Consider the following 14,300-nt stretch of genomic DNA (forward strand, 5'->3'; position numbering starts at 1 on the left):
CGTGGCCTGTTTTACAAAGGTGATCGGCATCGTCTTTCTGGGTGAGCCAAGGACAGATGAGGCCGGAAGGGCGCACGAATCAGATCCTTCCATGCTTTACGCAATGGGAATCCTGGCTGTGTGCTCAATTGCCATAGGACTCGCCCCGGCCCTGTTCGTTGGACCTTCAGCAATGGCGGCGGCCACGCTACTTGCAAAGACGCCTTATGACAACACAATCTATTCAGACCTGATGACCTTGTGCAAGGATATCTCGCTCGGTGCGGTAGTATTTTTAGTCTTACTTGTGATAGTCGCCATGATGCGAAAGGGTTTTTACAGGGCGAAAGAGACGGGCCTTGGTCCTACATGGGGGTGCGGCTTCACCAGGCCGAGTCCGAGGATCCAGTACACCGGCGCCTCTTTTGCCGCATCCATCCTTGAATTTTTTCGGCCGGTTGCACCGGTGCATGAGGAATACATCGGTCCGGCAGGGGTGTTTCCATCAAGGGCAAGCTATCATTCAAGGCTTAATGATATAGCAGAAGACCTTGAGGTCAATTGGATGGCCCTGCCCATAGTGCGGCTTATGAGGCACCTGCGCTGGATACAGCACGGCAACATCCAGCTCTACATCGCATATATCGTGATAGCTATAGCTGCCCTGCTGCTTGCCGGACTCTGGAGGTAATCCTATGGAGGGCCTGGTTCTTCTCATTATTTTTCTTTTTCTGGCGCCATTCTTTTCAACCATCATCCAGAAGGTAAAGGCCTTTCTGGTCGGAAAGCAGGGCCCGCCTCTCTTCATCAATTATTTCACCCTGGCGAAGCTCCTTGCCAAAGGCTCAGTGTACAGCGCCTCGACCACATTTATATTCCGTTTAAGCCCTGTGATCTCCCTTGCGGCGTCCATGACCGCCCTGCTCTTTATGCCGTTTGCCGGGGCAGCCCCCATCCTTTCATTCCAGGGCGACGTCATACTGGTGTTCTATCTCTTCGGCCTTGCCCGCTTCTTCACCATATGCGCGGCGCTGGACACGGCCTCGCCCTTTGAAGGCATGGGGGCGGCGCGTGAGGCCTATTTTGCCTTTTTGTGCGAGGCCGCGGTCTTTACGGTCCTTGTCCTCTTTTACCGGCTTACCGGCTCATTGAGCCTTACAGGCTACTTTACCGGCCCGGACGTCATCAACCTCTGGCGGCCTGAGGGGGCGCTGCTGCTCCTTGTAATCGCTGCAATGTTCATGGTCCTACTTGCAGAAAACTCCAGGGTTCCGGTTGATGATCCGGCCACCCACCTGGAGCTCACCATGATCCACGAGGTCATGGTACTGGACCACAGCGGCCCTGACCTGGCGTTTATCGAACTTGGGGCATTCCTGAAACTCTTTTTTTATGCGGCCTTCATTGCCAACCTGGTACTTCCCTCAAGGCCGACAGTGGGGTTTGCCGGCATTGCATCGTTTTTTGTGGCCATTTCGGTAATCTATGCCCTAGTCGGTGTCATAGAATCGATCACGGCAAGATTCAAGATGGGACTTGTGCCAAAATTCATCCTTACATCCTTTGCCCTTGCCTTTTTCGCCACCATCCTCGTGTTGGAGCTAAAATAATGATCAATACGCCTGACGTATTGCTTGTGCTGATCCTTTTATCCGTACTTTTGTCCATTGGCGGCAGCCGGCTTCAGGAATTTATAAGAATCATGAGTTTTCAGGGGGTGCTTGTCTCCCTTGTCCCGTTTCTGCTGGAAAGGCATGAACAAACAAGCTGGCTTGACATAGGTTTTCTCCTGGTGCTCATTGCCATCAAGGGCGGGATTATCCCTTTTCTTTTGTGGTTTGCAAGCCGCAAGGTCTCGATCAAGAGGGATGCGGAGCCCATCGTAGGCTATCATGCATCCATCCTGACCGGACTCTTTATAATCCTTGTAGCGACCTTCATCAGCAACCGTATGGAACCAGTAAGTTTAAGCGGCCATCAACTCCTCCTGCCAGCTGCATTCACTACCCTGGCGGCAGGTCTCTTTCTGATGATGGCCAGACGCAAGGCCATTACCCAGGTGATCGGCTATCTCATGATGGAAAACGGCATATATCTCGCGGGCTCCGCCCTTGCCAAACAGACTCATACACAGTTTATCGTGGAATTCGGCGTACTTCTGGACCTCCTGGTCGGGATCATGATTATGGGCATCATATTGCACCAGATAAGCCGCTCATTCGATGATGCTGACACCATGTTTCTTGAGCGGCTAAAAGGATAAAAATATATCGCCATGTTAGAGCTTATCTTTATCATACCTGTCTTTCTGGGCGTCATAACCTTTTTTCTGCCGCGAACAGCAGGGCGCTTCCTGCTCATCATGGCCGGGGTCTTTCACCTCGCATTTACGGCCTCAATCTGGCTGAAGGGCGTCGCGCCCTACTGGGCGCCTTACTTTGGCATCGCTCCAGAGGGGCAGATAGTGCTTCTCGTGACCTCTTTTCTGTACCTGTTGATCGCGGCATACACCGTCTCATACATGGCAGAGGTGGAGATGCACAACGAACCGGTCTTTGCAGGCTGTATGCTACTTTTCCTGGGCGCAATGAGCATGGTGGCGGTGACTGACCACATCATCGTCCTCTGGATCGCCATCGAGGCCACCACCCTCATGAGCGCGCCGCTTATCTTTCTGCACAAATCAAAGGAGGCACTCGAGGCAACATGGAAGTATGTCATGATCTGCTCGGTCGGTATAGCTCTGGCCCTCCTCGGCGTCTTTTTCACCATCCTCGCCATAGATACAAGCGACATCAATGTGCCAATCACCTTTACAGACCTTGCAAGGGCATCAGGCAGATTTGATCCGACATGGCTCAAGGCCGGCTTCATTTTTATCCTGATCGGCTACGGCACCAAGATGGGGCTCGCCCCAATGCACACCTGGCTGCCTGATGCACACAGCGAGGCCCCAAGTCCTGTATCGGCCCTGCTCTCCGGGGCGCTTTTAAACTGCGCCTTTCTGGGCATCTACAAGACACACGGAATTATGCAGGCAGCTGGGCTTGGGTGGTATTCAGGCCGCATCCTCGTGGTCTTCGGGCTCATATCCATGGTGGTGGCTGCGGTATTCATCATGCAGCAGGATAATTACAAACGCCTCCTCGCCTATTCAAGCATCGAAAACATGGGGGTTATCGCATTCGGAACCGGTATAGGCGGACTTGCAGCCTTCGGTGCCATGCTGCACCTGATTCATCACGCACTGATAAAATCTTCGCTGTTTCTTACGTCAGGGAACATACTTCTTGGCTATGGCAGCAAAAAGATCAAGGAGACAGGCAGGATGCCGCTCTTCATGCCCGGCACATCCATCTCATTCATGGGAGGTTTTGCCGGCATCTCGGGCTTTCCACCGTTCGGCATATTCTTAAGTGAACTCATGATCATACTGGGGGCACTTAGAAAAGGTGCATATATCAGCCTCGGCATCTTTATCATAAGCCTCATCCTTGTCTTCGCCGGGGCGTCAAAGGGCGTGATCCGCATGTCGTTTGGCAACTTTAACGGCGAGTTGCTGGTTGGCGAAAAGTTTATGCGCCTTGCGCCGCCCTGTATCCTCCTTCTTGTCTCTGCAGGTCTTTCAATCTGGATGCCTGATACGCTTTACCAGACCATATTAAAGGCCATCTCCACCATAGGAGGCGGCATAAATGGATAAATTTCTGGAGATCAAAAATGGAGAAATGATCGGCCGCAGGGCCATACCCTATCTGAATTTCGCTGATTTCTGCAAAGGTCTTCTGCGGGTAGCAGCCAGGGGCGCCTCGGTGGTGCAATTTTTTGGCTATAAAGAAGACCCCCTGGTTCAACAGGATATTTCCTTGAACTTCAACGCCCCTTCAAGGGAATTCTTCGGCTATGAAGAAGAGGGCTCGGTTCAACTCCTGGCTGTCATGAGAATGGGCGGTCATCTCTATGCGATACAGACCACGGCGCCTGAATCCTTCGAGTCTCTGAGCCAGCATGAGATAAAATTTCAGCTCTTCGAGCGGGAGATAGCAGAACAATTCGGCCTGACCCCGCTCGGGCACCCATGGCTGAAACCGGTACGTTATCACACCAACTGGCGAGGGGTTAAAGACGTCTTCGACAACGACTATAATAAAGACATACCAGGAAATTATCCCTACTTTCAGGTAGAGGGCGAAGAGATACACGAAGTTGCCGTGGGTCCTGTACATGCAGGGATCATTGAGCCAGGGCATTTCCGTTTTCAGTGCATCGGAGAAAGGATCTTGCACCTTGAGATACAGCTTGGCTATCAGCACCGCGGGGTAGAAAGACTCCTTGCCTCGGTCCCGTTTAAACGGCTGCCCGTGATAGCAGAGGGTATCGCAGGGGATACGGCCATAGGAAACAGCCTTTGTTTTTCTCAGGCGATAGAGGCTTTAAGCGGTAAAAAAATAGACGATGGGACAAAAATAATCCGCACGGTCGCACTAGAGCTTGAACGCATAGCCAACCATGTCGGGGACCTGGGGGCGCTGAGCGGGGACGTGGCGTTCAATTCGTGCGCCGCATATTTCGGGAGAATAAGGGGTGAATTTCTAAACCTCCTACTTGTCCTCTCCGGCAACAGGTTCGGCAAGGGCCTTATCAGGCCCGGCGGCGTAACGGCGGGTCTTTCCGAAGACTCAAGACAATTCATCCTTGACAGGATCAGGGCCCTGAGGCCTGAAATTTTGGAGGTGGCCGATCTCCTTTTTACAGCCCACACAGTACTTGCCCGTCTTGAAGGCTGCGGTGTAGTGAGCAGGGAAATCGACATGGTAGGCGTGGCTGGCAGGGCCTCTGGCATTGATTATGACGCAAGACGTGATTTTCCAACTGAAAAGTATGCTGAGTTGCCCCCATGTCTTCATGAAAGGACCAACGGGGGCGTATTGTCCAGGGCCTGGGTAAGATATGAAGAGATACTGCATTCGCTTGATATTATTGAACTGCTCACTGGCCGCGGCCCGATAGAGACCTTAAATGCGCCTCTTGAAGAAGATGCGGCCCTTGAACCCGATTCGTTGGTGGTGACAATCAACGAGGCCTGGCGGGGGGAGCTTTCGCATTGCGTGCTCACGGATTCAAAGGGCGGGATACTTCGCTACAAGATCAAAGACCCTTCATTCCACAACTGGATGGGCCTGGCCCTGGCGCTTCGAAACGAAGAGATATCGGACTTCCCTTTGAACAACAAGAGCTTCAACCTGTCATACTGCGGATTTGATCTGTAACAGGCGGGCATAATGACCCTCTTGAGGACAAGAAAACATGTTTAAATTAATAAGGACAAGGATTCATCAAGGCTATAAGACCTGCAATTATCCCGGCAAAGAGGTCACTCTACACCCCGCTTTTAAGGGTCTCCCAAGGCTGAACCTCAATTGCGACCAGAACATTGTAGAGAAGTGCGCAGCCTCATGCCCGCAGGACGCTATTGATCCTGGAACCAGGCTGATCGACCTCGGACGCTGTGTCTTCTGCGGTCTGTGCGAAAGGATATCCAAAGGGGAATTCATCAGATTTACAAACAACTTTGAACTCGCTGCAACGCAACGCGATCACCTGATAACAGATGGAAATCTCCCGGATATCGCAGCCAATGCAAAGAAGCGCTTCAAAGACCTTTTCGGCAGGTCTCTGCAACTCCGGCAGGTCTCAGCCGGCGGCTGCAACGCATGCGAGGCGGATACAAACGTGCTGAACACCCCATTTTATGACCTCTCCCGTTTCGGCATCCAGTTTGTGGCGTCCCCGCGCCACGCTGACGGGTTACACGTCACCGGCCCTGTCACCCGGAATATGGCCAGGGCGCTTTTAATGACCTATGAGGCCGTACCTTCGCCAAAGCTGGTAATCGCAGCCGGAAGCTGCGCTATCTCCGGCGGGCCTTTCAGGGGGAGCCCTGAGATCATACCCCTTGAGACCCTCCTGCCAGTGGACCTCTACATTCCGGGCTGCCCTCCGCACCCGATGACGACACTGAACGCCCTCATCAGGTATTTTAAAGAAAGATAGATCAGAATGATTGGTGCCAACGCAGCAAGACTGCAATCCGCAATTCAATCCCGACACAAAACCTTCGCACACAAATAATCAGAATTTAACCTGGAGTCTTGTAAAAAAACGCCGTCTTGTCCCTGGCTGTATTGCTGTTGAAGGCTGTTCCTCCAATCACGCCTTTTGAGTACCCGCTTACCCCGTCGGCCAGATGGGCATAGGCCATCCCTGCATCCAAGGCGAGTATCTTGGTAAAGTGATAGGTCAATATGGTCAACAAGTCTGTCCCAAGATAGCTGCTCCTTCCATCTGGGGTGCGGCTGTTTCCAAACCATCCGGCGCCAAGGTAGATATCTGTGTCGTCTCTTAATGTAAAGATATATTTTGTCTGAAAGGTGGTAAGACCATAGCCGTTATTTGAAATATTGACTGCATCACCATCGAAGCCCGTGTCAGTCGGGCCCTGAACAGTCAGAAGCCCTGTGTAGCCCCAATAACCATAGGTCTTTGCAAGGGTCATGACCGGAAGGAATCCCGTGCCGTCACGTTCGCCTGAGGCATATGTGCCCATGAGGCCAAATCTGTCTTTTCCGACAGTTCCTGCGAGTTCGATCTTGGAGGCAAGGCCTTCTCCGTCTCTGCTGGCCGCAAGGAGATGTCTGTCGGTATGGGAACCAAGCAGGATGGCCTTGGCCTTCAGGCCCATTCCGAGATCTATCATGGCGCCAAGGCCATAATTGATGTGTGGTTTGGTATGCGTTCCATAGGCGTCAGCTACATCGGCGCAGGTGACACCCGTGTTCAGTGTAAAACCCTCTGTCGGTTTAAATCTATAATCTATCTGGTAATGAGAGAAATCATCGTGGGCAATGGGCTCGTCGCCTTCGTTCAGCTGTGCGCCGAAGACCTTGAGCCTGCCAGGGCCGAGGTCTTTCTCAATTGAGAGGGCCACTGGGTTGTAGTCCCAGTCAGATGAAAAGAGTATATCATCAAAGGCATCGCTCAAGGGTACTATTCCGGCCTTGGCCTCTACGCCATTCCGGAACGTATAGTCCATGACCGCATGGCGGATGGAGATATCTGTGCGGCGAGAACTGGAATTTGTAGTAGAAATATTGTCATTGGTGTGTCCAGGCTCAAACTGAATCCGCAAGCTCACTCTTTAAGGCCTCTGTCTCCTCCACCAGTTTGTGAAGGGCGGAATCCCGTTCGGACATCCTGGCCTGGATCATTTTCATCTGCTCCATAAGGGTGTTGATAGACGCCTCATCATTTGCAAAGACAGCCGGGCTGAAGATAAAAAACGCCGCAATTATGACAAGGGGCATTACAAATTGTAGTTTTTTATATAGGAATTCCACTTTCCCATATCCTCCCTTTACTTTAAAAATGCGGGCGAAATAATCTCGCCCGCAGCGGAACTTGTCTCTAAGGCCTTCATGAAGGTTTAGCCTTAAAGGACAGGGGGGTCTTTAGAGTGCCTTATTTAATAAGGCCTAGAACGCCAATTGATATACGACCTGGAACTTGTAGTCGTTCCCCAGCTTATCGTTCAGACTTGGGATCTTGGTCTTCAGTCCGGTGTCGTTGTCATAGTTGGTGGATTCAAAGTCGGCCAGCACCATGTTTCCTTTGTAGATGTCATAGGAGAGGCCGGCTATGTAGAGGTCGTATGCGCCGTTATTCGTGATCTTGTTGTCCTTGTCCTGATCGAAGTGGTCATAGCGGCCAAAGGCTGCGAGTTTCTCTGTGATGAACGGCAATCTCACCCTTCCGAAGAAAGAATAGCCCTCGGTCCTGAGTGTGTCATAGCTGCCATCTGCCCTTTTAAATGTCCATGTGCCAGCCGCATTGCCTGTGGTCTGGAAGTACTGTGCAGTAAGGATGTAGAGTGGATTTTCCAGGCTCAACATGCCCATGTTGACCACATAGTTTGGCTCATAGCCTGCGGTTCCATCCTTATTGCCCTTGCCGAACATGCCAAGATAGCTCGCCTGAAAACCTGGGATCATATCCGGAAGCGGTCTGATTGAGATCCTGCCTTCCAGGGCCTTGTTGTTGTTGGCCTCTGCGTCATGGTATCCGCTTCCGTTAAAGACACCTATATGCCAGCTCCCGTAACGGCCGTCATAATTACCATTGCCGGTCGCAGCCTTGGCATTGGCAAGCTTTCCTCCTATATTGCCTATCATGCTTATGCCCATATCAGCGGAGTTAAAGACACCAGCCCGCTCTATAGCCATGGTGCCCTGTGCACGATATGGATTTATGCTTTCCTCAAAATCAAGCCATGGGTTGTGGCCCTGCCCAAACTCCGCCCTCATGTTGGTGAGCAGACCTAGGTCGTTTGGATTCATCTGGACATAGAGGTATTTTATCCTGGTCTCCCAGCTTCCGGAGTCATTATCACCAGGTACAGTACTGATCCTAGTGATGTCGGTCGTGATGCGTCCACTGAGCCATGGAGTGACCGCCTTCTGGACAGTCAGGTAACCACGGGTGAGATTAAATGTGTTAAAGTTTTTGGACCTGTTGCCCGAAAGCGGTTGCTGGCCTGTTGAATAGTCGATATAGCCGAGCCCGCTGATACTGAGACCCTTAAAGGCGTCCGGAAGCGCGACACCGCTCTTTGATACCTCTTTCACCACCTCTTCCTGCTGTTTTTTCTGGGCGACGGCCGCCTCTTTCTGTATGACAGCAGCCTCCTCCTTGGTCAAAATCCCCTTTTTTATGAGTACCTGTATAAGAGCGTCATCGGAGCTGCCGGCAGCCCATGCGCTCCCAAAAAGGCCCGTGGTCATGAACAAAAGCGCGCAGAATATCGACGCCAGGCATGACACCCTCTTGGTTCTATTTGAAACGATTCCCATTTCACTTCCTCCTTTTTATTTATTGATGGTTGGAAATACTTTTTTATTAAACGCCTCTTGTGTCATAGCCGTAACGAGACTATGACAAAAATGTTACAGTGATCAGCTCCAGCATCCCATCAACATCCGAAATCCTCTTCTTCATCCGAACCATTTGGTGAACTTTTAGGTTTATGCGATGATGGACCCTTACCTCCATTTTGTTTACTACCACCCCCTTCTTTTGGATTTTTAAGCCACTTGAGGTATTCCTCATAGCCACTCTTAAGTACATATACATTTGAGTATCCAAGTTCCCTCAAGATCACCAACACATGGTTGGCCCGCCTCTCTGTATGGCAGACAAGCAGTATCGAGGCCCCTTTCCCTGGAAGCAGATCAAGGTGTTTCATAAACTCCCGAAGCGGGATATTTATCGCCCCTTCAAGGTGGCCCTTGTCGAATTCATACGGTTCCCTTACATCGACAATGAAATACCTTTTGCCCTGCTTTATGTCTGCCGAGAATCGCCCAGGCGGGATTTCGTATCTGTCTTTAGGTATGGATGAGAGGTACTGATCCCCGGCCCAGGCCAGAAGCGCCTGGTTGTAGAGGGTACAGACATCATCTGACTTTGGTGACTTTGGAGACCTTGAAGACCCCGCGGATCCTGGCTGTGTCAGCAAGACGGCCTGTCTGTAGAATGATACGGCATCCTTGTATCTTGCCGCCTTGAATGCATCTTCTCCCTTTTGTATCAGCGAGGCGGCATCCCCTGTTGGGGGTAATGCCCCAGTCTGGCGGCTGTTCTCAGGCGCGGGGGCTGGAGGGTTTTGGCCCCCATCGCCTGAGCAACCGTCCAGTGTGAGAAGGAGGGTCATGAAGATGACCGTGTAGTAGAGCAACGTCCTCGTTGTCATATCGTCAGCGCTTTTACCTCAGGCCCTTACCACCCTGACCCATGAATCATAGAAGGAACAGCTCCCGCCGATCGGGTCGGAGAGGCATGTGTTTTTGACTGTCTGATCCACCATCATTACTGAGTTCGGACAGATACCTGTTGCGCGCCTCTTGTCCCCCTTGATAAGTGCGCCGTCAACCGACACATCCTGTGAACCGTAGGCCCAGTGGCCGTAACTCCAGCTTACAGCCACGGTTCCGGGGCGTATGCCTTCCTCGGTCTTGAGCACGCCGGTCACAGGTTTCTCAACGCCCGGCAAGAGCGGGATGGTCCCTTTGAGGTTGGTTGGTCCCTCAAGACGCACCAGGTCTCCGTCTTTGAGGCCAAATTTCTCTGCATCCCGTCTATTCATCTGAACATAGTGCTGCCCCTGCTGGGCCACCATGGTCCAGTAGTTACCTATGGTTCTTGACTGACCGCCCATGATCAGTTTGTAGGTAAAGAGCTGGAATGGAAATTCGCCTGAGAAATGGATATCTCTGCCCGCTGCGTCACGCACTGGCTCGGCAATTGGAAGACCGGAGAAGTTCTTCCCTGTCATGCTGTGTCTTCCAGTGGCCACCGCCTCACAGAACAGGTTGAACTGATTTTTATATTGATGCGTTACCTTGTCGCCTTCGTATGCCTTGCTTGCGTCTTCAAAACGCCCGCCGCGGTTTAGCACGTAGACGACCCTGCGCCAGAGATCTTCATCATTGCCAACGGCCTTTTTCCATCTTTCTTCATCAAAGACCGCCTTGGAAAGGTGCCTCCTTGCCTTTCTGAAGAGTTCGAGCTCTTCCTGATCCGCAATGGGCGCCTTGTCTTTACCGGCCTTGTTGCCATAGGCGATGTTGGCGACAGACTTAAGATAATATTCATCCCGATGGGTAAACGGCATGCCTGGTCCGAAGCCGTCCGGCCCGTAACCGGAAAGCCCCAGTTTTTCGGCAATGGCAAGCATCACGGCCTCCATCGAGATGTGCTGTTTCTGGCCGAAAACAGTGCATATCTCCGTGGGGGGGGTTCACAGCAGGCTGTCTCACAGTACTTGAAGCTGTCAAGATGTTCGGAGGGCAGCTTTGCGTTGTCCATCTTTCCCATATAGCGGTGTCAGGGAAGATGTAGTCCGAATACATCGTGGTCTCCCCGATTACGATGTCGTCGGACAATACGAGGGGTATCTTTTTTGGATCACGTAAGATATCGATGGTCGAATTCGCCCCCGGGACTGAAAGGGCTGGGGTGCCCATGTGTATAAAGAGCACCCCTATGGCATATGGGTATCCGTCGGCCGCGCTCGGGATCACCTCCTGATAGACATCGTCGGTATATGGATACCAGGTCCTCCTGGCCGGATACCCATATTTTTGAACATGGTGGTATCCTCATAATGCCTCTGCTCCCTGGTGATACACACCCCGAAAGAACCAAGCTTATTGGGATGCAGCGTCTTTAACGGGAAGGGTTGCCCCTCCTTGCCGCCGTCCATATCCCAGCCGCCGCCTCCTGCCGAGAGGCCGCCCTTCCAGTCGCCGTTGCCGACCATAAGATTTAGGGCGAGTATGCACTGGCCGTTATAGTAGCCATTCGTGTGCTGTACCGGGCCGCGGTACATGTCGGCCACGGCCTTTCTGCCGTGGCTGGTGAATTCCCTGGCGACCTCTATTATCTGCTTGACCGGGATGCCCGCCTCTTCGACCCACGCGTCAAGGCCCTTTTCCATGACGACATCCTTAAAGAGCGAAAATGCCGTCTTGTACTTGACGCCTCTTATCTCGACTTCGGCAAGGAGATCGCCCACTACTGGCTGGCCCTCTTCTGTATAGGGGTCAAAGGCCACAAGTTTTCCCCCTGCGCTTACGACGAAGCGATCAGATGGAGAAAGCCCGCAGTCATCGCTTCTCAACAGCCTCTCGCCGCGCTTCCCGTCTTTAGAGAGCATGACAAGGTGAGATGCGTTGGACCAGGTGGTATCCCCGTTTGCCTTGGCCGCCACGCGGTTTGCCGCCCTTAAGTAGGCCTCATTATATCTGTTGTTTTCGATGATCCATCTCGCCATGCCAAGGGCAAAGGCCGCATCTCCACCGGGTTTTATTGGCACCCAGTAGTTTGCCTTGGCCGCGGTATTGCTGAGCCGCGGGTCAACCACGGCAAAACGGAAATTGCGTTTCGCCTGGGCGTTCATGATGTATGACGTCCAGTTCGTCGGGCCGAAGTTCGCCTCAAACGGGCTTGTGCCGAAAAAGATTACAAACTCGCAGTTCGGCACATCCGGTTTCATATGGGCCTTGCCGTCTTTCCATTTTTTCTTGTCATATTCGTATGAGGCCGTAAACTGCTTGTATGCTATATGGTGTGACTGTTCACACACGGTTGTGTGCTCATAGCAGTTGACCGATCCAAAGGCGTCCTTGGTCCACCTCTTTGCAAATTCATGCCTGCTACCCTCGATACGGCCGGCCAGGAATACGAATTGGTTGTTCTTCGGGCCAAGGTCAGGGTGATCCGGGTCTATAAGGAGGTGGAGGTATTCCTGGTGCTTCGACTTGAAGTCATCAAGGCTCATCTCTTTCTTTGCGACCTTTTCAGAGTCTTCCTTCAGGGATTTCATAATGGCAGGGTCGCGAACCGCGTAAATCTCTTTAAGTCCAGGGACATTTCCTTCGCCAAAGATGTTACCGCCGTTTACTATCTCGGTTATGGCCTGATCAAAGTCCACTGTGATCCATTTGTTTTCACCACGGTTGGTGCCGGGCTTTCTCTTCAAGACCTTTCTTATCCTGTACAGGTCATAGAGGGTCTGGACCCCTGCGTTGCCCTTTGGGCAGAGACGACCGTCATACAGGACTGCTTCCTGGGGTTTTGTGTCATATGAAAGCTGAGGGTTCATGTTCATAGGGCTATATGGATTGCCAGCCACGCTCACCATGACACCGTCTAATATTTTGCACTTGATGGTGCACGCGGTATGGCACTGGAGACAGCATGAATAGATGACGTTTTCCGCGTTGTCGAATGGATAGTTGTTGCCAAGAAGACCCTTTGCCCTCGCAGTCTCCAGGAGTCCAAGGCCCGGGACCTGAGATGCCGCCGCAAGGCTGCCCAGGAACGCAGTGCTCTTTAAAAAACCCCTGCGGGTCATCTGTATATGTATCTTTTCGCCATCAACCTCGATAACCTTGTTTGTCTTCATATCTTTTTCCTGTTTTTTGGCGCTCATTATGCAACCTCCTTATCATCTTTGTTTACTATTGGGAGCACGTTGTATCCGATCAGGAAGAGAAGCAGCCCAAAAGATGTGATCCAGATAGTAACCAGCCACTCGGATACGGTCGGCAGATATGTGTAGTTAAGTCCTGGGCCCATAAAGGCATACTGAAGCCCCTCTATCTCCGGGTTTATCTGGGCCGGAATGACGATATTGAGTCTCAGCGCCATAAAGGTGACTGCCACCAGCAGTGCGGCAAAGGCGATAGCCCCTGGACTGGTTTTTCCAACAGGTCTTGATACGGCGTTTCTGGTGAATATCCAGACAGGTACGATGACACCGAAAAGGACATGGACGACCCAGAATACGTACCAGTAATGCCCGAAGAGCACCGCCTTTATCGGTATGGCCTCGTCAGGGATACCGGCATACATGCCAACAAAATATTCGGATATCTCAAACAGTAGGTCTAAAAGGACAAGGGACAGGACTATTTTGCCCAGAAACCGCATCATGTCTTCAAATTGAGGTCTGTTTCTGTCAGGTCCCCAGACATAGACGATGGCGGTCAGAAGCGCCCCGCCTGATGCAAGCGCCCCCACAAGAAATACTATCGGCGTCAGTCCACTGTGCCAGTAAGTGCGCGCACCTACTACAGCAAAGAGCATACCGACCCCGCCGTGGAATGCGATGGCAAGGGGTACGCCGATGGAACCCAGGACCTTTAAGACCCTGCTGTCCCTGGCCCTTGACTTATCCGAGGTGTCTGAACTTCCAAGCGCGAGGAATCGACAGACAGCCGCAATGAGCCCTGTCCCGATTGAGGCCGTTTTGATGAGATCTACCCGCATTGCAAACCAGAGCTCAAACAGGATGACCAGGAAATAGCTTGAGTATAGTATACCCATCCAGGACATCATGGATTTGAAGTTGGGGTGGAGGATAACCCTGTAAACCCTGAATTCATGGCCAAGATCGAGCCAGATGGAGATGAGCGCGGCTATCAGACAACCAAAGGCGGTAAAGAGTGAGAGCTTGCCTATCTTTTCCAGTTTTTCGATCTTGACCACGTAAACGAGGGTAGAGAGAAGGAAGGAGCCTGCAGAAAGGCCGATGAAGTAGATATATGTTGCAACCCAGAGGCCCCATGGGATGTAGGAGCCGTAATCGGTCAACCTGTGCCCGAAGGCGAACCTCTGGTATATGCCGTAACACCCTATAACGAATCCTATAATGGCGATAAGCCATATCAAGCTTGCGATCTGTTTTTTCATATTCAAGCCTC

General features: G+C 51.9%; 13 protein-coding genes and 1 pseudogene. 7 read left to right on the forward strand and 7 right to left on the reverse strand.

From position 1 onward, the window contains the following. The 6 genes and pseudogenes from ACP5SG_RS03915 to ACP5SG_RS03940 form a co-directional block, all read left to right on the forward strand. Nucleotides 1–670: pseudogene (locus ACP5SG_RS03915) on the forward strand (proton-conducting transporter membrane subunit); the annotation flags it as partial. A 4-nt stretch (nucleotides 671–674) separates the two neighbouring features. After that, nucleotides 675–1,589, forward strand: coding sequence for a respiratory chain complex I subunit 1 family protein (locus ACP5SG_RS03920; protein WP_237887674.1), 915 nt, complete (start codon nucleotides 675–677; stop codon nucleotides 1,587–1,589). Beyond that, the gene (locus ACP5SG_RS03925; RefSeq protein ID WP_237887672.1) at nucleotides 1,589–2,242 is read left to right on the forward strand and encodes a hydrogenase; all 654 of its coding nucleotides are present in this window, start codon (nucleotides 1,589–1,591) and stop codon (nucleotides 2,240–2,242) included. Before ACP5SG_RS03920 ends, ACP5SG_RS03925 begins: the two co-directional genes overlap by 1 nt. A 12-nt stretch (nucleotides 2,243–2,254) precedes the next feature. After that, nucleotides 2,255–3,682 (forward strand): proton-conducting transporter membrane subunit, encoded by a 1,428-nt coding sequence (locus tag ACP5SG_RS03930; RefSeq protein ID WP_237887670.1) that lies wholly within the window; start codon nucleotides 2,255–2,257, stop codon nucleotides 3,680–3,682. After that, entirely contained in the window at nucleotides 3,675–5,249 is a 1,575-nt protein-coding gene (locus ACP5SG_RS03935; RefSeq protein ID WP_424661071.1) for a hydrogenase, read from the forward strand. The genes ACP5SG_RS03930 and ACP5SG_RS03935 overlap by 8 nt, the downstream gene beginning before the upstream one ends. A gap of 37 nt (nucleotides 5,250–5,286) precedes the next feature. After that, entirely contained in the window at nucleotides 5,287–6,033 is a 747-nt protein-coding gene (locus ACP5SG_RS03940; RefSeq protein WP_237887666.1) for a hydrogenase, read from the forward strand. A gap of 85 nt (nucleotides 6,034–6,118) precedes the next feature. Here ACP5SG_RS03940 and ACP5SG_RS03945 read toward each other — a convergent pair whose 3' ends face one another. The 5 genes from ACP5SG_RS03945 to ACP5SG_RS03965 form a co-directional block, all read right to left on the reverse strand. Continuing rightward, complete coding sequence (locus ACP5SG_RS03945) at nucleotides 6,119–7,174, reverse strand: hypothetical protein (protein ID WP_424661073.1); 1,056 nt, start codon at nucleotides 7,172–7,174, stop codon at nucleotides 6,119–6,121. Then, nucleotides 7,152–7,343 (reverse strand): hypothetical protein, encoded by a 192-nt coding sequence (locus ACP5SG_RS03950; RefSeq protein ID WP_428122156.1) that lies wholly within the window; start codon nucleotides 7,341–7,343, stop codon nucleotides 7,152–7,154. Before ACP5SG_RS03950 ends, ACP5SG_RS03945 begins: the two co-directional genes overlap by 23 nt. Before the next feature lie 168 nt (nucleotides 7,344–7,511). Beyond that, nucleotides 7,512–8,885, reverse strand: a complete 1,374-nt coding sequence (locus tag ACP5SG_RS03955) for a hypothetical protein (RefSeq protein WP_428122159.1) — start codon at nucleotides 8,883–8,885, stop codon at nucleotides 7,512–7,514. Nucleotides 8,886–9,004: 119 nt separating this feature from the next. Continuing rightward, nucleotides 9,005–9,784: a rhodanese-like domain-containing protein gene (locus ACP5SG_RS03960; protein ID WP_237887657.1), complete on the reverse strand. Its 780-nt coding sequence runs from the start codon at nucleotides 9,782–9,784 to the stop codon at nucleotides 9,005–9,007. 18 nt (nucleotides 9,785–9,802) lie between these two features. Further along, complete coding sequence (locus ACP5SG_RS03965) at nucleotides 9,803–10,780, reverse strand: molybdopterin dinucleotide binding domain-containing protein (protein WP_428122164.1); 978 nt, start codon at nucleotides 10,778–10,780, stop codon at nucleotides 9,803–9,805. A 182-nt stretch (nucleotides 10,781–10,962) separates the two neighbouring features. Here ACP5SG_RS03965 and ACP5SG_RS03970 point away from each other — a divergent pair, with 182 nt between their 5' ends. Continuing rightward, the gene (locus ACP5SG_RS03970; protein ID WP_428122167.1) at nucleotides 10,963–11,121 is read left to right on the forward strand and encodes a hypothetical protein; all 159 of its coding nucleotides are present in this window, start codon (nucleotides 10,963–10,965) and stop codon (nucleotides 11,119–11,121) included. Here the strand turns inward: ACP5SG_RS03970 and ACP5SG_RS03975 are convergent. Both ACP5SG_RS03975 and nrfD read right to left on the reverse strand, forming a co-directional pair. Continuing rightward, complete coding sequence (locus ACP5SG_RS03975; RefSeq protein ID WP_428122170.1) at nucleotides 11,111–13,027, reverse strand: molybdopterin-dependent oxidoreductase; 1,917 nt, start codon at nucleotides 13,025–13,027, stop codon at nucleotides 11,111–11,113. The two genes, ACP5SG_RS03970 and ACP5SG_RS03975, sit on opposite strands and share 11 nt — an antisense overlap. Further along, complete coding sequence (gene nrfD, locus ACP5SG_RS03980) at nucleotides 13,027–14,289, reverse strand: NrfD/PsrC family molybdoenzyme membrane anchor subunit (RefSeq protein ID WP_428122173.1); 1,263 nt, start codon at nucleotides 14,287–14,289, stop codon at nucleotides 13,027–13,029. The genes ACP5SG_RS03975 and nrfD overlap by 1 nt, the downstream gene beginning before the upstream one ends. Between the last annotated feature and the right edge of the window lie 11 nt (nucleotides 14,290–14,300).

Origin of the sequence: Dissulfurimicrobium sp. (assembly GCF_049968175.1) — a bacterium.
In the GTDB taxonomy this organism is placed as follows: domain Bacteria; phylum Desulfobacterota; class Dissulfuribacteria; order Dissulfuribacterales; family Sh68; genus Dissulfurimicrobium; species Dissulfurimicrobium hydrothermale.

What these genes read in the sequence shown, in the direction of transcription:
- ACP5SG_RS03925 (WP_237887672.1), top strand. Translation starts at nt 1,589, where the DNA reads ATGATCAATACGCCTGACGTATTGCTTGTGCTGATCCTTTTATCCGTA.
- ACP5SG_RS03955 (WP_428122159.1), bottom strand. Translation starts at nt 8,885, where the DNA reads ATGGGAATCGTTTCAAATAGAACCAAGAGGGTGTCATGCCTGGCGTCG.
- ACP5SG_RS03940 (WP_237887666.1), top strand. Translation starts at nt 5,287, where the DNA reads ATGTTTAAATTAATAAGGACAAGGATTCATCAAGGCTATAAGACCTGC.
- ACP5SG_RS03960 (WP_237887657.1), bottom strand. Translation starts at nt 9,784, where the DNA reads ATGACAACGAGGACGTTGCTCTACTACACGGTCATCTTCATGACCCTC.
- ACP5SG_RS03930 (WP_237887670.1), top strand. Translation starts at nt 2,255, where the DNA reads ATGTTAGAGCTTATCTTTATCATACCTGTCTTTCTGGGCGTCATAACC.
- nrfD (WP_428122173.1), bottom strand. Translation starts at nt 14,289, where the DNA reads ATGAAAAAACAGATCGCAAGCTTGATATGGCTTATCGCCATTATAGGA.
- ACP5SG_RS03935 (WP_424661071.1), top strand. Translation starts at nt 3,675, where the DNA reads ATGGATAAATTTCTGGAGATCAAAAATGGAGAAATGATCGGCCGCAGG.
- ACP5SG_RS03970 (WP_428122167.1), top strand. Translation starts at nt 10,963, where the DNA reads ATGTCGTCGGACAATACGAGGGGTATCTTTTTTGGATCACGTAAGATA.
- ACP5SG_RS03950 (WP_428122156.1), bottom strand. Translation starts at nt 7,343, where the DNA reads ATGCCCCTTGTCATAATTGCGGCGTTTTTTATCTTCAGCCCGGCTGTC.
- ACP5SG_RS03965 (WP_428122164.1), bottom strand. Translation starts at nt 10,780, where the DNA reads ATGGAGGCCGTGATGCTTGCCATTGCCGAAAAACTGGGGCTTTCCGGT.
- ACP5SG_RS03920 (WP_237887674.1), top strand. Translation starts at nt 675, where the DNA reads ATGGAGGGCCTGGTTCTTCTCATTATTTTTCTTTTTCTGGCGCCATTC.
- ACP5SG_RS03975 (WP_428122170.1), bottom strand. Translation starts at nt 13,027, where the DNA reads ATGAGCGCCAAAAAACAGGAAAAAGATATGAAGACAAACAAGGTTATC.